The organism is Rathayibacter sp. AY1E2 (assembly GCF_002932325.1).
Taxonomy (GTDB): Bacteria; Actinomycetota; Actinomycetes; order Actinomycetales; family Microbacteriaceae; genus Rathayibacter.
Map to the genome: position 1 here is coordinate 1 of NZ_PSVO01000023.1, position 17857 is coordinate 17857.

Sequence of the window (17857 nt, forward strand, 5' to 3'; positions counted from 1 at the left end):
GGACTGCCGCCTCCTCGAGCTGCCCGGCACGCCCCGCCACCTCCGCCAGGCACTCCCGGAACACCCGCACGGCCGGCGACGCCAGCTGCGCCTCGCGCTGGGCGGTGAAGATCGTGCGGCGGGGCGTGCCGGGCAGCTCGAGGAGGCGGCAGTCCGGCGCCTCGCCCGCCCAGACCAGGTCGGGCATCAGGGCGACGGCGTGGCCGGAGGCGGCGAGGCGGATCTGCGCCTGCAGGTCGGCGGTCTCGAAGCGGACGTCCGGCTCGAAGCCCGCGACCCGGCAGGTCTGCTCGGCGAAGTGGCGGCTCGCGGTGCCGCGCGGCTCCATCACCCAGGCGGAGTCGCGGGCCGAGGCGAGGTCGACGACGGCGGAGTCGCGGCTCACGGCGAGGCGGATCGCGTCGGTCGTCAGGTCGCTGCGCACCAGTCCGGGCAGCCAGGAGGTCGAGTGGCCGGGGTACTGCTCGGCGACGACGAGGTCGAACTCCCGCGCCCACGACGTCTCGTGCAGAGCGCCCTCCGGCTCGCGCTGCACCATCTCGATCCGCACCTCCGGGAAGCGGTCGGCGACGGCCCGGAGCGCGCCCGGCATGAGCGCGAGCGCGGCCGACTGGAACACCGCGACGCGCACCCGCCCGGTCACCGACTCCCCCGAGGCCGCGAGCGCCGCCTCCGCCCGCTCGAGCAGGGCCATCACCTCGCCGGCCGCCTCGACCAGGATCTCGGCCTGGGGTGTGAGCTGCACGCGCCGGCCCGCCTTCCGCAGCAGCTCGACGCCGGCCTCGCGCTCGAGCACGGCGAGCTGCTGCGAGACGGCGGAGGGACTGTAGGCGAGGGCCTCGGCCGCGGCGGCGAGAGTGCCGCGGATGGCCACCTCGCGGAGCAGGACCAGGCGGCGGACATCGAGCACGGCGTCTCTCCGATCGTTCAGCTGAGCTGACCGGTACCGGTAAGGAACGGTCGCTTCTGCTCAACGGTAGCCGGTCGAATACTGAAGGCACCCACCTCAGAGCAGAAGGACCGCACCATGACGGATCTCGCCAGCCCCGCTCTCGCCACCGGCCCCGCCGCCGACGACCCGTCCGCCGATTCGATCGATCCCCGCCTGGTCGACGAGAGCGTCGCCCTGGTGCGGCGCTGGCTGCGCGAGGCGTCCGCGATCCCGATCGACGCCTCCGGGGCGCAGCTGGCGGGCGTGCTGAAGGATCCGACCGGCCTGGACTTCACGGTCGGCTTCGTCGACGGCGTCGTCCGACCCGAGGACACCCGCGTCGCGGCGGCGGCGCTGAAGGCGATCGCGGGCGGCGTGCCGTCCTTCCTCCCGGCTCCGATGCGCGGCGCGGTCGCCCTCGGCGGCGTCATGGCGCCGCTCCTCCCGGACGTCGTGGTGCCGATCGCGCGCCGGGTTCTGCGGCGGATGGTCGGCCACCTGATCATCGATGCGACCGACTCGCGCCTGGGCCCGGCCATCGCCGCGATCCGCCGCGACGGCGTCCGGCTCAACATGAACCTGCTCGGCGAGGCCGTCCTCGGCCGCGAGGAGGCCCACCGCCGCCTGGAGGGGACGCACCGGCTCCTCGCCCGCGACGACGTCGACTACGTCTCGATCAAGGTCTCCTCGAGCACCGCCCCGCACAACCCGTGGGCCTTCGACGCCGCGGTCGACGACATCGTCGAGGAGCTGGCGCCGCTGTTCGCCCGGGCCGCCGCCTCCTCGCCGCAGAAGTTCATCAACCTCGACATGGAGGAGTACAAGGACCTCGACCTCACCATCGCGGTCTTCACCCGCATCCTCGACCGGCCGGAGTTCCTCGGTCTCGAGGCCGGCATCGTGCTGCAGGCCTACCTGCCCGACGCGCTCTCGGCGATGATCCGCCTGCAGGAGTGGAGCGCCGCCCGCCGAGCCCGCGGCGGCGCCGGCATCAAGGTGCGCCTGGTCAAGGGCGCGAACCTGCCGATGGAGCAGGTCGAGGCCTCGGTCCACGGCTGGCCGCTGGCGACCTGGAGCAGCAAGCAGGACTCCGACACGAACTACAAGCGCGTCGTCGACTACGCGCTGCACCCGGACCGGATCCGCAACGTGCGGGTCGGCGTCGCCGGGCACAACCTCTTCGACGTCGCGTACTCGTGGCTGCTCGCCGGCACCCGCGGCGTCCGCGAGGGGATCGAGTACGAGATGCTCCTCGGCATGGCCCAGGGCCAGGCGGAGGCGGTGCGCCGCACGGTCGGCTCGCTCCTGCTCTACACGCCGGTCGTCGCGCCGGCCGAGTTCGACGTGGCGATCGCCTACCTGATCCGCCGGCTGGAGGAGGGCGCGTCGAGCCAGAACTTCATGTCGGCCGTCTTCGAGCTCGAGGCCGACCCGGCGCTCTTCGCGCGGGAGGAGGAGCGGTTCCGCGCCTCCGTCGCCGCCCTCGACGGGGCCGTCCCCCCGGCGCACCGCGTGCCCGACCGGTTCGCCGCGAGCGGCCGTCCGGGACCGGGCGACTTCCGCAGCACCCCCGACACCGACCCGTCCGTCGCCGCGAACCGCGAGTGGGCGCAGGCGATCCTCGCGCGCGTCCCCTCCTCCCGGGCCGGCGCCGACGCGATCGAGGCCGCCACGATCGGCACCCTCGACGAGCTGGAGTCGGTGCTCTCCGGCGCCCGCGGCAGCGGCTGGAGCGACGTCCCGGCCGAGGAGCGTGCCCGCATCCTGCACCGCGCGGGCGACGAGCTGGAGGCGCGCCGCGCCGAGCTGCTCGAGGTCATGGCGGCCGAGGGCGGCAAGACCCTCGACCAGGGCGACCCCGAGGTCTCGGAGGCCGTGGACTTCGCCCACTACTACGCCGAGCGCGCCCTCGAGCTCGACGCGGTCGACGGCGCCCGCTTCCACCCGGCCGCGCTGACCCTGGTCGCTCCGCCGTGGAACTTCCCGGTCGCGATCCCGGCCGGCGGCGTCCTCGCGGCGCTCGCGGCCGGCTCCGCCGTGGTGCTCAAGCCCGCCGGTCCGACCGCGCGCTGCGGCGCCGTGGTGGCGGAGGCGCTGTGGGCGGCGGGCGTGCCCCGCGAGGCCCTGCGCCTGCTCCGCCTGCCGGAGGAGGAGCTGGGGCGCGACCTGATCGCCTCCCCGCAGGTCGACCGGGTGATCCTCACCGGCGCCTACGAGACGGCGGAGCTGTTCCGCTCCTTCCGGAACGACCTCCCGCTGCTCGCCGAGACGAGCGGCAAGAACGCGATCGTGGTCACCCCCTCGGCCGACCTCGACCTGGCGGTGAAGGACGTGGTGGCGAGCGCCTTCGGGCACGCGGGCCAGAAGTGCTCCGCCGCCTCGCTCGTCGTGCTGGTGGGCTCCGTCGCTCGCTCGAAGCGGTTCCGCGCGCAGCTGCTCGACGCGGTCTCCTCCCTCACGGTCGGCTACCCGACCGATCCCGCGACGCGGATGGGGCCGGTGATCGAACCCGCCGAGGGCAAGCTGCTGCGCGGCCTGACCGCGCTCGGCGCCGGTGAGACCTGGCTGCTGCAGCCGCGGAGCCTCGACGACTCCGGACGCCTATGGAGCCCCGGCGTCCGCGACGGCGTGCGCCGCGGGTCCGAGTTCCACCGCACCGAGTACTTCGGGCCGATCCTCGGGATCATGACGGCGGCGACCCTCGACGAGGCGATCGCGATCGTCAACGAGGTCGACTACGGGCTCACCTCGGGCCTGCACGCGCTCGACCCGGAGGAGATCGGCACCTGGCTCGACGGGATCGAGGCCGGCAACCTCTACGTGAACCGCGGGATCACCGGGGCGATCGTGCAGCGCCAGCCGTTCGGCGGCTGGAAGAAGTCGGCGGTCGGCCCGGGCACCAAGGCGGGCGGGCCGGACTACCTGCTCGGCCTGGGCTCCTGGACCGCGGCGCCGTCGGAGGCGACCGCTCCGGTCGTCGGACCGGCCGCCCGCCTGCTCGCCGCGTCGCGCGCGGAGCTCCCGGCGGAGGAGCAGGCCGCGGTGGAGCGGACGGCGCGCAGCTGCGCGGTGGCGTGGGCCGCGAGCGCTCCTCGCGACGTGACGGGGCTGGAGGCGGAGCGCAACGTCTTCCGCCGCCTGCCCTACGACTCCGCCGTGCTGGTGCGCCTGGCCGCCGGGGAGCCGCTGGGCTCGCTCGTGCGGGTGGCCGTCGCGGCGGCGACCGCGCAGGCACGGGTGGTCGTCTCGAGCGCCGTGGCGCTGCCTCCGCAGCTCGCCGCCGGTCTCGACGAGGCGGCCGGCGCCGTCGTGGTCGAGGACGACGCGGCGTGGGAGGCGCGGGTGCGCGCCCACGGCGCCGGACGGGTGCGCCTGCTGGGCGCGTCCGCCGCGACGGTGACGGCCGTGACGGGCGGGCGCCCCGACCTCGCGGTCTACGCCGGCCCGGCGACCGAGGCGGGCCGACTGGAGCTGCTGCCGTTCCTCCGCGAGCAGGCCGTGTCGATCACGGCCCACCGCTTCGGCACGCCGGACCACCTCACGGACGGGCTGCTCTGACCGGCGCGGTCCGACCGGCGTGATCAGACCGGCGTGATCCGACCGCCTGCTGCGGGATCCCGCTCCGGTACGCCCCCTCCCGCGTGTCGCGTACCGGAGCGGCGTCTCGCGGGAGAGGGCGACGGAGGGACGACGGGGCGGAGAGGGATCAGCCGCAGGCCGCACGTCAGTCCGCGTCAGCTCCGCGACGGGGCCGCAGGGGTGGAGCGCGCGTCGTTGCTGGTGCGCGGGCCCTCCGGGAGGAGCGCGGCGCGTCCCACGCCCGATCGACGGCGGCGGCCGGGGTCAGCAGGATGTGCGCATGACCCGCCAGGAGAACGGCCGGCGCACCGCCGCGCCCGCCCGCGCGCCACGCACGCGCCCGACCGTCGGCTCCGCCTTCGACCCGCGGTCGAACAGCATCAACGCCCTGCGGCTCGGGCTGGCGGTCCTCGTCATCGTGTCGCACTCCTTCCCCCTCGGCGGCTACGGCGACGACCCCGGGCTCGGAGGCTCGACCCTCGGCGCCTGGGCGGTCGGCGGGTTCTTCGCCACCTCCGGCTTCCTGATCACCGCGAGCCGGCTGCGCTCGCGATCGCTGGTCGACTTCCTCTGGCGGCGCTTCCTCCGCATCTATCCCGCCTTCCTCGTCTCGCTCCTGGTCGTGGCCTTCGTCGCCGCACCGCTCGCGTCGCTCCTCCTCGGAGCCGGCGAGTACAGCGCGGCCGGGGCGGTGCGCTTCGTGGTCGCCAATGCGGCCCTCTACATCCGGGAGTACGGCATCGCGGGGATGCTCGGCTCCGTGCCCTACCCGGGCGCGTGGAACGGCTCGCTCTGGAGCCTGTTCTACGAGTTCGTCAGCTACGTCGTGATCGGCCTGCTCGTCTCCCTGGCGCCCGCGCGCTGGGTGCGCCCCCTCGTGGTCGCGGGATTCGCGGGCCTCACCCTCGTCGCGGCGGTGCTCGCGACGGACCTCGTCCCGTTCCCGGCGCCCCTCAACCAGACGGTGACGCTCGTCGGGTACTTCCTCGCCGGCGCGCTCGTGCACCTGTACCGCGACCGCCTCCCCCTGACGGGCGCGCTCACCGCTGCCGCGGCCGTGCTGCTCGTTGTCGTGATCGCGGCCGGCCTCTACCGCGTGCTCGCCGGCCTCCCCCTCGCCTATCTGATGGTCGCGCTCGGCGCCCGGCTCCCCCTGCGTCGAGTGGGCGCGACCCACGACGTCTCCTACGGGATGTACATCTACGCGTTCCCCGTGCAGCAGCTGCTCTCGCTGGCGATCGTCGGAGCCGGAGCCGACGTGCCGCTCTGGGCGTACATCGCGCTCTCGGTCGCAGCGACCGTCCCCCTCGCGTGGGCGAGCTGGCTGCTGGTCGAGCGCCCCGCGATGCGGCTGAAGCGCCTCACCGCCCGGGCTCCCGTCGACGTCGAGGGCCACGTCCTGCGCTGAGGCCCGGAGCCGCGAGCCCAGAGCCGCGAGCCCGCGGCCGTCCTCGCACACCCGCCCGCCCGCAGCCAGCCACACCCGGAGCCGCCCGCCCGCAGCCCCCGCCGGTACCCGCGAGCCCCGCGCAGCCGCCGGACTCCGACTCTCCGCGTCAGCCGTCCCAGCCGCCGGGGAGGTCGCGGACCACCCGCCAGCGCGGATCGAGCTGCGTCGCCGCCCCTCCGTTCCACGCGCGGCTGTGGAACCACGGCGCGATCACGTCGGCGCCGCCGTGCACGTGGTCGCCGAGATGCGCGCCCCAGTACGAGAAGGTCGAGTTCGTCAGCACCAGGCGGCGGGACGCGGCCAGCAGGGCGAGCTGCTGCGGCACCGGCGTCCCCGCCCCCGGGAAGCGCACCTCGAGGCCCTCGAGGACGCGGGCCAGCTTCACCCGGCACCAGTCGAGGTCGTCCGACACGATCAGGACGCTGCGCACGGGCTCCCGCTCGCGGGCCAGGGCGAGCGCCGCGTCGACGTACTCGACCACGTCGAAGGAGTAGCGGCCGCGGAAGGCCGGGACGCTGTAGTAGTCGCCGCGCCGGATGTTCAGGGTGAGGTCCGCCTCCGGTCGCGACGCCGCCACCAGAGCGGTGAAGGAGCCGCCGGGCGGGAGCAGCATCGTCGCGACGAAGTCCGCCAGCTCATCCGTCGTGAACTCCACGCCGAGCTCCTGGTGGACGCTCCCGAGCTCGCGGGGGCTGAAGAACGACATCTCCGCCGGGGGCACCACGAGCTCCTCGAGGACCCGCGGGAAGACCTCCGCCCACTCCGCGGTCCTCCGCGTCGCGCGCACCGCGGTCGGCATCCCGCGGCTCCGGCGGGCGTGGGCCTGCAGCCAGAAGTAGGCGAGGTTCCCGACCCCGAACGACTCGCCGGGCAGCAGCACCGTCGTGCCCCGTCGGCGGAGGGGCGCCAGCAGCGCGGAGCGGACGTCGCCGAGCGTCACCACCGCGGGCCTCCCCTGCTCACGAGAGCTCTCCGAGCGCCACGAGCTGGGCGAAGCCGGGGTGCGCGGCCCGCACCTCCTCGAAGGTGCCGGCCCCCTCGATCCGGCCGCCGTCGAGGAAGAGCAGCCGGTCGGCGCCGCGCACGGTCGAGAGCCGGTGGGCGACCACGAGGACGGTCATGCTGCCGTGCAGCTCGGCGACGGCCCGCGAGATCTCGTGCTCCGTGCGGTTGTCGAGCGCCGACGTCGCCTCGTCGAGGACGAGGACGGAGGGGCGCCGGTACAGCGCCCGGGCGAGGCCGAGCCGCTGGCGCTGGCCGCCGGAGAGGCGGACGCCGCGCTCGCCCACGCGGGTGTCCAGACCCTGCGGCAGCCCGCTGACGAACTCCTCGAGCTGCGCCGTCCGCAGCACCTCGCGCACGCGCTCGTGGTCGACCTCGGCCGCCGGCACCCCGAAGGCGACGTTCGCGGCGACGGTCGCGTCCAGGAGGAACACGTCCTGCGGCACCACGCCGAGCCCCGCGTACCAGGCCGCGGGGTCCTCGTCGATCGGCCGCCCGCCGCAGAGGATCCGGCCGCTCGTGGGCGGGAGCAGGCCGAGGACCAGGTCGAGGAGGGTGCTCTTGCCGGCGCCGCTGGATCCGACGAAGGCGGTCGTGGCGTTGCGCTGGATCACCAGGGAGACCTCCCGCACGACGTCCACGTCGGAGTCGGCGTAGCGGTAGGTGACGTGCTCGAGCGCGATGTCGCCGGAGTAGCGGCCGCCCGGCCCGGGCGTCTCGTCGTGCGCCCCCTCGGAGGCGAGCTCCTCGGCCGCGTCGGAGACGATCCGCAGCCCCGCCTGCCCGCTGCGCACGATCGCGAAGGTGGCCGAGACGCGGTTGAGCGTCGGCAGGGCGCGGAGGGAGGCGGCCGCGAAGACGCCCAGGACGGAGAGCGCCTCGGCGCCGGAGCCGGTGGCGACGAGGATCCCCGAGACGCCCACGACGGCGACGACGAAGCCGATCTCGAGCAGGTACTTCGGCAGCTCCGAGACGAGCGAGAGGGAGCGCAGAGCCTGGGCGCTGCGGCGCTTGGCTCCGCTGAAGCCGGCGACCAGGCTCGCCGCGCTCGAGGTCAGGCGCGCCTCGCGGAACCCGTCGAGCGAGGGGAGCAGGAACTGCCACGACTCCAGCGCGGCCTCCGCCATCTCCTCGCCGATCCGGCCCTGCCGCCGCCGCAGGAGCGCCTGGACGCCGCCGAGCAGCACCGCGAAGAAGACGGCCGCGAACAGGGTCGCGACCGGCGAGGCGACCAGCAGGATCGCCACGATCGCGACGAGCACCAGCAGGTCGGAGGCGATGCCGATCACGCCGAGGAGCACGCCGGCCGCCTGCGCGCTGGCGTCGTTGATGGTCCGGTACACCTCGGCGAGGCGCCGGGAGCGGTGGACGGCGTAGGGCGCGAGGACGTACCGCCGCAGCAGCTCCGTCGCGGCGTCGGCCGAGATCCGAGTGGTGCGGCCGAGCAGCCACCACCGGAAGACGATCGTCCCGGCGCTCTTGAGCACGAAGACGACCGCGACGAAGCCGGCGATGATCGGGAGGAGGGTCTGGACGTCCGTCGAGCCGAGGACGCCGGAGAGGACGCCGAGCGCGCCCGTGGTGGTGTCGGTCCCGGTGAGCAGCGCCATGAGCGGCACCATCGCGGCGACGCCCAGGGTGTCGAGGACCGCGAGCGCGAGGGAGCCCGCGACGGCGGCGGTGATCCAGCCCGGAGAGGCGGCGCCGGCCAGCGAGAGGAGGGTGCGCAGCCCCGGCCGCAGGGACCCGCGGCTCACGCCGCCACCCCCTCGTACACGGCGGCGATCCCGCCGCACATGGCGGAGACGTCCCGCACGGCGCGAGGAGCCGCGGCCCTCGACGCCTGCCGCTCCAGCGCCGCGGCCACCGCCTCCGGGTCGTCGGCGTCGACCAGCGAGTCCCGCTCGACGATCTCGGGGTTCCCGCCCACCGCGGAGGCGACCACGCCGATCCCGCGGGCGGCCGCGTCGAGCAGCGTGTAGGAGCAGTTCTCCCAGACCGAGAGCTGGGCGACGACGTCCGCCGCGGCGAGCGCCGCCTCCGGATCGGCGAAGCCGGGGAACGACACGGCGTCGCCGAGGCCGAGCCGCTCGGCCCGGGCGCGCAGGGCGCCGTCGAGCGGACCCTCGCCGGCGACGGTCAGCGTGGCGCCGGGGATGCGCCGGTGCAGCACCGCGAAGGCCTCGAGCAGCGCGTCGAGGCGCTTCTCCGGCGCCAGGCGCGCGAGCGAGAGGACCCGGAGGGAGCCCGGCTCCCCCGGCTCGCGGTCGCGGGGCGCGGCGTCGACTCCGTTGAGCACGACCTGCACCGGCAGGCTCGGCCGCCACTTCTCGATCATGGTGCGGCGGGTGGCCTCCGAGACGGCGATCGCGGAGTCGAAGGACCGCAGCCGCGCGTGGTGCGCCGCCGCGGTCGTCCGCGCCCGCAGGGCGGTGCGGTGATAGACGTCGGGCCCGGCGATGCCGTGCTCCGTCGTGACGCGGCGGACCCCACGGGGCAGCGGGGTCGCCGCGGTCACGAGGTCGGCGTGGGCGAGGTGGGAGTGGACGATCGCCGGGCGGAGAGCCGCCGCGGTCGCGCGCAGGGTCGCCACGGAGGCGGCGGCGCCGGCGGACACTCCGAAGCGCCCGGTCGTCACGGCCGAGCCCTGCTCCCGCAGCCGCTCGGCGAGCGCTCCCTCCGGGCAGAGCACGACGAGCCGGTGGCCGGGGATCCCGTGCCGGGCGGCGTCGAGGACGTGGCGGGCCACCCCGCCGAACTCGCCGACCGGCACCGTCCAGAGCGCGAGCGGGGTCACAGCCACTCCTCCAGCCGCTCGAGCGCGGTCCAGAAGCCCTCGCCGCTGTTGACGTGCCCCTGCCAGATCTCGGGGATGAACGGCACCCCGGGCGCCAGCTCGTCGAGCGACGCCGCGAAGTCCGGCCAGTCGATCTCGCCCTCGCCGATCTGCACCCCCTCGCCGTCGACACCCGTCGCGTCGACGAGGTGCAGGTGCGCGCTGAGCGGAGCGAGCAGCGCCACCGCCTCCGAGAAGGCGAGCCCGAGGTGGTTCGCCGCGAGCTTGGTGTGCGAGGCGTCGAGGCAGAGCGGCGTGCCGGTCGCGGCCGCGAACTCCGCGGTGTCGCGTGGGTCCACGAAGAGGTTGTGGAACTGCTGCCCGCCCATGAGCCACGGGTAGGGCGGGAGGGTCTGGGCCAGCACGCGGACGCCGCTCGCGTCGATCCGCTCGAGGGCGTCGGCGACGCGCTCGTAGAGGGGAGCGCGCTGATCCGGAGCCACGTGCGCGTGCCGGGTGAAGCCGCCCATCGTGACGACCATCATCGGGTCCTCCTCCTGGCGGAACCAGCGCGCGAGGCTCCGGGTGGTCTCGACGGTGCGCTGCACCTCCGCGATCGAGCGCTCCCACACGTCGTCGTCGAAGGAGGCGAGGTCGACGAGGAAGTCGCCCGCGAACAGGTCCGGCAGGTGGGTGGTGAAGCCGGAGTCGAGGCGGCGGGTGAACACGTCGTCCGGCTCGATCTCCAGGTCGCGGTACGAGAAGTGGAACTCGAGGAAGTCGGCGTTCGACTCCGCGGCGAGCGCCGCGTGGTCGTGGTACCGCACCGGCAGGCCCCAGGGGCGGCGGAACCGGAACGGCCGGCCGGACGGCGTGCTCTCGCGCAGGTCGCCGGCGAAGAAGAACCCGCCCTCCTCGACATCGCGGTGGAGGGCGCGGCCGAGCAGCTGCGGCAGCTCGTTGGGCTGGAGGCCCCGGCCGGGGCTGCGGACGACGACGTCGGCGGCGCGCACCACGTCCCCGATCGAGAGGTCGCGGGAGGCGACCAGCGACTTCGCGAGCGAGACGCGGTTCATCGACTCCCCCGTCGAGACCGATCGGGCGTCGCGCGTGCCGAGCGAGTCCTCGATGTCGCGGATCTCGCCGACCATGCGGCGGAACTCGTCCGGGAGCAGGGACACCGTGTGGTCGTTGCCCTCCATCCCCCGGTCGACCGTGAAGTGCTTCTCGACGATGCGGGCCCCTCGGGCGACGGCGGCGACGGGGACGTGCCAGCCCCGCTCGTGGCCGGAGTAGCCGACGACGCCGCCGCCGATCTCGGCGAGCCGGTCGAGGTAGGCGAGGTTCAGGTCGCGGTAGGGCGCCGGGTACGTCGACTGGGTGTGCAGCAGGGCGAAGGAGGTGCCGAGCGAGCGCAGCAGCGCGACCGACTCGAGGATCTCGGACTCGCGGGACATCCCGGTGCTGAGCAGCAGGGGCAGTCCCCGGGTGCCGGCGTCCTCGATCAGGCCGTGGTTGGTGAGGTCCGCCGAGGCGATCTTGAGGCCCGGGATCCCGTAGTCGACGAGCGCCTGCACGCTCGGGGCGTCCCACGGGGTGCAGAGGACGTCGATCCCGGCCTCGGCCGCGTGGTCGAAGACCCGGAGGAGCGGCTCGGCGGGCAGCGAGAAGCGGCGCAGGAGGTCGATCGTGTACTGGGCGCCGAGGTCCTCCCCCGCGGTGGCCCCGCCGGCGCGCCGGTAGAGGGAGTCGAGGTCGCGCAGCTGGAACTTCACCGCGTCGGCGCCCGCCTCGACCGCGAGGTCGACCAGCCGCCGCGCCAGATCGACCGAGCCGTTGTGGTTGTTGCCGATCTCCGCGATCAGGAAGGCCGGGTGGCCGTCGCCCACCTCGTGGCGGCCGATCCGCAGCGCCCGATCGCCCTCGACCGCGATCGCGACGAGGTGCCCGCGGTCGTCGACGAGCGGGAGGTGGCTGATCCCGTCACGGCCGAGCCGGGCGGCGATCGCGGTTGCCGCCTCGTCCGCTCCCGCCGTGCGGACGGCGGTGTTCGCGACGGCGAGGGCCGGGACGTCGAGGGAGGCCGTGGGGTTCGCGATGATCCAGCGGCGGAAGTCGCCGTCGGACACCGACCCGCGGAGGATCCCGTGCCCGTCGACGCAGAAGACGATCCGCTGCTTGTTCGCGTTGATCTTGGCCAGCGCGGTGAGCACCGGGTCCTCGGCGAAGACGATGAACGGGGCGAGGTGCCGGTCGATGATCATGCGCCGCCTCCCGCCGACAGGCTGAGGAGGGTCTGCTCGACCACCGCGAGGTCCGCCTCGGTGTCGATGTCCCCGCCCTCCGCCTCGTCCATGACGAACAGGCCGACCCGGCCGCCGATCCGGTTGCGCTCGCGCTCGTAGACCTCGGTGCGGGTGAGGTAGAGGGACCCGGTCTCGCGGTAGAAGAAGTCGGCCTCGGCGAGGTCCTGGCGCCGCGGCCGGGCCGTGACGTCGTACTGCGGCACGGCGGCCCCCTCCTGCAGCCGCCAGAGGAACGGCGTCTGCGGGACGACGCCCACCAGCGAGTCGACCCCCGTCGAGGCGAACTGCTCGAGCGCGCGGGCGAGGGTGCCCGGGAGCCGGATCGGCGAGGTCGCCTGGAGGAGCATCACCGCGTCCGGGCGGCGCCCCAGCGCGGCCCGGTGCTCGATCGCGTGGAGCACGACGGGCTCGGTCGCCGTCTCGTCGCGCGCCAGCTCGGCGGGCCGGAGGAACGGCACGTCCGCTCCCGCCCCCTCCGCGATCGCGGCCAGCTCTGGGTCGTCGGTCGACACGAGCACGTCGAGACCGGCGGCGAGCGCCTGCTCGATGCTCCAGACCACCAGCGGGCGGCCCGCGACGGGGCGGGCGTTCTTGCGCGGGACGCCCTTCGAGCCCCCGCGCACGGGGATGACGCAGAGAACGGTCACGGGGTGCCTCCTTCGGCGATGGCGAGTGCCCGGCGGGCGACGGCGACGGCCGGCTCGACGGACGGGACGGGCGGAGCCGCGGTCGGCGTCTCCCCGCCCCAGCGCGCGAGCCGGTACCGGCTCCAGAACTCGAGCACCCAGGCGGGCGGGTCCTCGCAGACGACCCACGCGGGGATCCCGGCGGCCGCGGCCTCCAGGACCCCGGTCGAGAAGATCGAGGCGACCGGCCGGGCCTGCGCGGCGAGGTCGCCGCCGCGGAGCACCCGGATGCCGCGGCGCTCCCACCGCGCGTGCTGCCAGCGCGAGCGGCGGTCGACCTCGGCGGGGTGGGGGCGGTAGTCGGCGCCCGCCTCGCGGCAGAAGCGGGAGGCGGTGGCCGCGGCCGTCCGCCGGGGCAGCTCCGCGCCGTGCATCTGGCCGAGGAACAGGGGCCGCTCCTCGAGCCGCTCGAGGAGCGGGCGGCGCGACGCGGTCCAGAGCAGCTGGCTGCCGACGACCTCGGTCTCCACGTCGCTGCGGCCGGAGGTCCAGAAGGCCGCGTCCTCCTCCGAGAACGCCAGCAGCGTCGCTCCGGGCGGGAGCGGCGGGGCGGAGGGGGTGAGCAGGCCGTGCTGCACGACCAGGAAGCGGGCGCCGAGGATCCCGGACCAGCGGTGGGCGGCCGCTCCCGCCGCGAGGAAGTGGCCGGTGGCGATCACGGCGCGGAGGCTCCGCAGCTCGGCGGGCGGGTCCGCCTCCGGGTCGACCGGGTGCGCCCTCCAGCGGCCCGGCAGCAGCCCGGACAGCGCGTCGCCGGCTCCGGAGGGAGCGAGGACCGCCGCGGGAGCCCCGCCGAGAGGAGCGAGCGAGGCCGCGGTCGAGGCGAGGGCGCTCGCCGTCGACGCCTCCACCGCGAGCAGGACGGCGGGCCGGTCGCCGCGCACGTGCAGCACCAGGCGGGTCGGCTCGGAGCGCCGCAGCGCCGCCCGGGCGGTGCGCAGCGGGTCGCGGCCGCGCTGCCAGCGGCGCCAGGCCTCCAGGTCGGTCGGGTGCGTCAGCGCCACAGGGCCCTCACCTCCCGCATCCGGTGCACGAAGGTGTGCTCGGCGCCGGTGCGGCGCGCGCCCGCCTCGCGGATGCGCCGCGCCCACGAGGGGTCCGCGCCCGCCCGCCGCACGTGCTCGACGAGCTGGTCGCGCTCCTCGAAGACGAGCACCTCGCTGCCCACCTCGTAGAACTCCGCCACCTCGGGCCGGTCGATCAGGGTCAGCGCCCCGACGCCCGGCGCCTCGAAGGCGCGCATCGAGAGCCCGCCGTGGCCCGCGCCGTGCAGAGCCAGGGTCGCGGTCGAGCCGGCCATCACTCCGTAGTAGCCCGCCCGCGGGACGTCGCGGCGGGCGGGGACGCCGGCCGAGCGCCAGCGGCCGGTGCGCGCCACGTCCCAGGGGTGCCGCGACCACTGCCGCCCGTACGCCTCGACCGCGACCCCGCCGGCCGCGAGCTCCCGCAGCACGCGCTCGCGCTCGGGGTAGCGGGCGCCGACGAAGGTCACCGCGGCGGAGGGGCGGGGGCGGAAGGAGAGGAGGGAGTCGAAGGCGTCGGGCAGGTGCCCGGCCGGAACCCCCGCGCGGGCGAGCTCGGCGACGTCGGTGGCGGAGTAGCTGACGATCGACACCGCCTCCCCGGCGAGGGAGCGCAGGCGGTCGACGGGGTGCCCCATGTTGCGGAGCTCGTCGTAGAGCCAGAGCACCACGGGGACGCCGGCGCGGCCGACCTCCTCCCACCAGGCGTCGCCGAGGGAGTCGCCCTTCACCACGAGGACGGCCCGGGGCCGGACGGTGCGCAGCGCCGCGATCGCGCGGTCGGTCTCGGCGCGCATCGACGAGCGCCGGAGCCGGCCCCCGGGGAGCCGGTGGCCGAGGGCGTCGCGCACGTGGGCCAGCCCGGTCGCGGCGTCGTAGCGGTGGACGACCACGTCGTCGCCCAGGTGGGCCAGCGCCGACTCGAGCGCCTCCCAGTAGCCGTGGAAGACCGGGCTCACCACGAGCACGGGCCCGCTCACCGGGACGCCGCCTCGGCGGCGGCGACGAGCCGGAGCTCGCGCCGGAGGACGGCCAGCGGGCGCACGTCGCTGCCGGCGGCGGCGCGCACCGCGTTGGCGGCGAGGTTCACGGCGGAGGCGGCGCGCAGGGCCGCGGCGAGGGCGGCGGGGCGTCCGCCCCACTTGCGGGCGTAGCGCAGGCGCGAGGCGACCAGCCAGACCAGCCGGCGCGCGGGGTCGGAGGAGCCGCCTCCCGTGTGCTCGGCGACGACGGAGCCGGCGAAGACCGAGGGCACGCCGCGCTCGCGCAGCCGGCGCTGGAGGTCGACCTCCTCGCAGTTCATGTGGAAGGACTCGTCGAACCCGCCGACCGCGCGGAACTCGGCCACCGGCAGCAGCATCACGGCGCCCACCACCCAGTCCACCGGCACCGTCGCGCCCGGGGCGCACCGGGTGTCGTGGCCGACGGCGGCGTGCAGCCGCGGGCGCCAGCGCGCGAGCGGAGTGAGCCACTCCACGACGTAGTGGTGCAGCCGCGGGAAGCGCCGGCCGACCCACTGCCGCTCCCCGCCCGCGTCGACGAGGTCCGGAGCGACGACCGCGGGCAGCCACGGCCGTCCCGCCTCGAGCAGGTCGCGGAGGAAGGAGGGTCCGACGACGAGGTCGCTGTTGAGCACCAGGAGCAGCGGGTGGCGCGCCCGGGCGGCGCCCGTGTTCACCGCGGCGCCGAAGCCGCCGTTCCGCTCGCGCAGCACGACCTCCACTCCGTCGATCCCGGCCGGGAACGGGACCGGGGAGGCGTCGTCGACGACGACGATCTCGAGGGCGGGGGGCGACTCCTGGCTGCGGAGCCGCTCGACGAGGGCGAGCGCGGGCGCGGGGTCGCCGTAGTGCGGGATCACGACGCTCACCCCCTCGGCGGTCACCTCGCGACCGTCTCGGCGGCGCGGTCCCGGCGGAGCGAGCGGCGGGTGCTCCGGACGGTGGCGGCCGGGGGCTCCGCGCCGACGGGCAGAGCGCCGAGAGCGGGGAGGATCACCCGGAGCAGGGCGTCGATGTCCTCGACGGCCGACGCGGCGACGTCCGGTCCGCGCCCGAACGGGTCGGCGAAGTCGTCCTCGGCGCCGTAGGGGGCGGTGTCGTCGGCGAGCAGCCGCAGGAGCGGGACGCCGGGGGCGGCTCCCGCCAGCCGCGCCGCCCGGCGGACCGTGGTGGTGCGGCGCGCGGCGGCCGGGAAGTGGCGGGTGACCCACTCCCGCTGGCCCGCCTCGAACACGAGCACGGGGTCGGCGCCGGCGAGCATCCGGCCGTCGGCCTGGCGCGCGCGGTGCCCGGCCGTGGAGAGCCCGCGGGCCCGCAGCGCATCGCTGAGCTCGGGGTCGAGCCCGCGGCCGACCTCCGCGTGCGTTCCCGCGCTCTCGACCCGCCAGTCGGATCCGACGCCGAGCAGGCGCGCCGCGATGAGCTCGGCCGAGGGCGACCGTGCCACGTTCGCATGGCAGAGCAGGAGCAGGCGCCCGCTCATCGAGCCGCCCGGCGGGACGTCTGCGGAGGCAGGGCCCGCGACTCCACCGGGGCGAGCTCGGACCGGCGCGGTGCCGCCGCCGCGCGCTTGCGCCCCGTCGCCGGCTGCGGCTCGGCGTAGTACGCGTTCTTGCGGTCGTAGTAGTAGTACCCGGTGTCGCCGTCGCGGGCGGTGACCATGTTGAGCACGGTGCCGAGCACGCGGGCGCGGACCTGCTGGACGATCCGCCGGGCGGCGACGACCTCGGGCCGGCGCGTCTGGTTCGAGGCGACGACGAAGACGACGCCGTCGACGACGGTCGCGACGATGGAGGCGTCGGTGACGGGCAGCACGGGCGGCGCGTCGATGATGACGAAGTAGTCCTTCGAGAGGCGCGCGACCAGGGCGCGCATCGCCTCGGAGCCGAGCATCTCGGACGGGTTGGGCGGGATGTGGCCGGCCGGGAGGGCGTAGAGGCCCGCGATGCCGGTGGGGCGGATCGCGTCGTCCACGGGGATCTGGTGGCTGAGGACCTCGCTGAGGCCGATGGCGCCGTCGATGTCCAGCATCCGCGCCACGGAGGGCCGGCGGAGGTCCGCGTCGACCAGGAGGGTGCGCTGCCCGGACTCCGCGGTGACGCGGGCCAGTCCGGCGGCGATCGTGGACTTGCCCTCGGCCTGGTTGGCGCTGGTGATCACGACGCTGCGCGTCTCCTCGTCGACGCTGGAGAAGCGCAGGCCCGTCCGGAGCGAGCGGAACGCCTCCGCGGTGAGCGCGTCGGTGCCGCGGCGGCCGCCGGTCCGGCCCGGGCGTCCGGCCTTGGGGATGCGGCCGAGGACGCCGACGCCGAAGAGCTCGGTGAGGTCGTCGACGGTCCGCACGCGGATGTCGAGGGCCCGGCGGAGGAAGGCGAGACCGAAGCCGAGAACGAGCCCGCCCAGGGCGCCGAGCAGGATGTTCCGCACCCAGTCGGGGCTCGTCGGAGCGGCGGGCGGCTCCGCGTTCTCGAGCGGGACGACGGTGATCTGCGGTGTGCGGTCCGCGGTGGACTGCGTCTCGATGTCGGTGATGACGGCCGCCAGCGCCGCGAGCGCCCCGTTGGCCAGTGCTGCGGCGTTCTGCGCGGTCCCGGCCTCGGCGGTGACCTCGATCAGGGTGCTGCCCGGAGCGACCCTCGCGGTGAGGCGGCCGCTCAGGGCCTCTCCGCCGGGGTTCGCCTCCGGGTCGGCCTCGATCCGCTCGGAGACGGCGCTGCTCGAGATCAGCGGCAGGTAGGCGTTCGCCCGGGTCACCGCGGTCTGCGACCCGCTGATCGCATCGGCCGAGCTGCCGTCGCTCGCGGCGATCACGAATCCGGCCGAGCTCGACTCGTAGACCTTCGGAGTGAGGAACGAGAAGGCGGCCATCGCCAGGGCTCCGACGAGCACGGCGACCACGAGGGTCCGCCAGTTCCGCCGGATGAAGGCGATGAGATCGACGACAGTCACTGCGCACCTTTCTGCGTGCCGCGCATGCGCCGCTCGACGATGCTGAGGTGTCGGTCACGCTAGCAATGCGGAGCGCCTTTCCCTAGGCGGTCCCCGACCCCTCGGGAGGCCCTTTCTGCGAGGATGACGACATGTCCGCGCCAGGGGGAGAGATC

The 17857-nt window shown here is 75.4% G+C and carries 13 protein-coding genes; 2 read left to right on the plus strand and 11 right to left on the minus strand.

The window, feature by feature from the left end; all coding sequences use genetic code 11:
• On the minus strand, nucleotides 1-910 hold a 910-nt coding region (locus C5C49_RS14050), incomplete at its 3' end, for a LysR family transcriptional regulator (protein WP_104346374.1).
• Between the two features lie 117 nt (nucleotides 911-1027).
• On the opposite strand from C5C49_RS14050, the gene C5C49_RS14055 reads away from it, so the two are divergent.
• A complete protein-coding gene (locus C5C49_RS14055) occupies nucleotides 1028-4489 on the plus strand; it encodes a bifunctional proline dehydrogenase/L-glutamate gamma-semialdehyde dehydrogenase (RefSeq protein WP_104346375.1) in 3462 nt (1153 codons plus the stop codon).
• 301 nt (nucleotides 4490-4790) lie between these two features.
• Nucleotides 4791-5918, plus strand: a complete 1128-nt coding sequence (locus C5C49_RS14060) for an acyltransferase (RefSeq protein ID WP_104346376.1) — start codon at nucleotides 4791-4793, stop codon at nucleotides 5916-5918.
• A 148-nt stretch (nucleotides 5919-6066) separates the two neighbouring features.
• Here the strand turns inward: C5C49_RS14060 and C5C49_RS14065 are convergent, their stop codons facing one another.
• The 10 genes from C5C49_RS14065 to C5C49_RS14110 are packed head-to-tail and all read right to left on the minus strand — an operon-like array spanning nucleotide 6067 to nucleotide 17702.
• On the minus strand, nucleotides 6067-6900 hold the full coding sequence (locus C5C49_RS14065) for an alpha-1,2-fucosyltransferase (protein WP_146084889.1): 834 nt from the start codon (nucleotides 6898-6900) through the stop codon (nucleotides 6067-6069).
• A gap of 19 nt (nucleotides 6901-6919) precedes the next feature.
• On the minus strand, nucleotides 6920-8719 hold the full coding sequence (locus C5C49_RS17130) for an ABC transporter ATP-binding protein (protein WP_104346378.1): 1800 nt from the start codon (nucleotides 8717-8719) through the stop codon (nucleotides 6920-6922).
• Nucleotides 8716-9759, minus strand: coding sequence for a glycosyltransferase family 4 protein (locus C5C49_RS14075; RefSeq protein ID WP_104346379.1), 1044 nt, complete (start codon nucleotides 9757-9759; stop codon nucleotides 8716-8718). The genes C5C49_RS17130 and C5C49_RS14075 overlap by 4 nt, the downstream gene beginning before the upstream one ends.
• Complete coding sequence (locus C5C49_RS14080; protein ID WP_104346380.1) at nucleotides 9756-12002, minus strand: N-acetylneuraminate synthase family protein; 2247 nt, start codon at nucleotides 12000-12002, stop codon at nucleotides 9756-9758. Before C5C49_RS14080 ends, C5C49_RS14075 begins: the two co-directional genes overlap by 4 nt.
• On the minus strand, nucleotides 11999-12691 hold the full coding sequence (locus C5C49_RS14085) for a cytidylyltransferase domain-containing protein (RefSeq protein ID WP_104329399.1): 693 nt from the start codon (nucleotides 12689-12691) through the stop codon (nucleotides 11999-12001). The genes C5C49_RS14080 and C5C49_RS14085 overlap by 4 nt, the downstream gene beginning before the upstream one ends.
• A complete protein-coding gene (locus tag C5C49_RS14090) occupies nucleotides 12688-13734 on the minus strand; it encodes a hypothetical protein (protein ID WP_104346381.1) in 1047 nt (348 codons plus the stop codon). Before C5C49_RS14090 ends, C5C49_RS14085 begins: the two co-directional genes overlap by 4 nt.
• Nucleotides 13725-14732: a glycosyltransferase gene (locus C5C49_RS14095; protein WP_104346382.1), complete on the minus strand. Its 1008-nt coding sequence runs from the start codon at nucleotides 14730-14732 to the stop codon at nucleotides 13725-13727. The genes C5C49_RS14090 and C5C49_RS14095 overlap by 10 nt, the downstream gene beginning before the upstream one ends.
• Nucleotides 14729-15637, minus strand: coding sequence for a glycosyltransferase family 2 protein (locus C5C49_RS14100; protein WP_104346383.1), 909 nt, complete (start codon nucleotides 15635-15637; stop codon nucleotides 14729-14731). The genes C5C49_RS14095 and C5C49_RS14100 overlap by 4 nt, the downstream gene beginning before the upstream one ends.
• Entirely contained in the window at nucleotides 15634-16236 is a 603-nt protein-coding gene (locus C5C49_RS14105; protein ID WP_104346384.1) for a hypothetical protein, read from the minus strand. Before C5C49_RS14105 ends, C5C49_RS14100 begins: the two co-directional genes overlap by 4 nt.
• Nucleotides 16233-17702 carry a polysaccharide biosynthesis tyrosine autokinase gene (locus C5C49_RS14110; RefSeq protein ID WP_104346385.1) on the minus strand — a complete coding sequence of 490 codons (1470 nt, stop codon included), beginning with the start codon at nucleotides 17700-17702 and terminating at the stop codon, nucleotides 16233-16235. The genes C5C49_RS14105 and C5C49_RS14110 overlap by 4 nt, the downstream gene beginning before the upstream one ends.
• Nucleotides 17703-17857 lie beyond the last annotated feature (155 nt).

Excerpts from the sequence above, each read along its gene's own strand:
- C5C49_RS14055 (WP_104346375.1), top strand. The coding sequence starts at position 1,028 with ATGACGGATCTCGCCAGCCCCGCTCTCGCCACCGGCCCCGCCGCCGAC.
- C5C49_RS14060 (WP_104346376.1), top strand. The coding sequence starts at position 4,791 with ATGACCCGCCAGGAGAACGGCCGGCGCACCGCCGCGCCCGCCCGCGCG.
- C5C49_RS14080 (WP_104346380.1), bottom strand. The coding sequence starts at position 12,002 with ATGATCATCGACCGGCACCTCGCCCCGTTCATCGTCTTCGCCGAGGAC.
- C5C49_RS14105 (WP_104346384.1), bottom strand. The coding sequence starts at position 16,236 with ATGAGCGGGCGCCTGCTCCTGCTCTGCCATGCGAACGTGGCACGGTCG.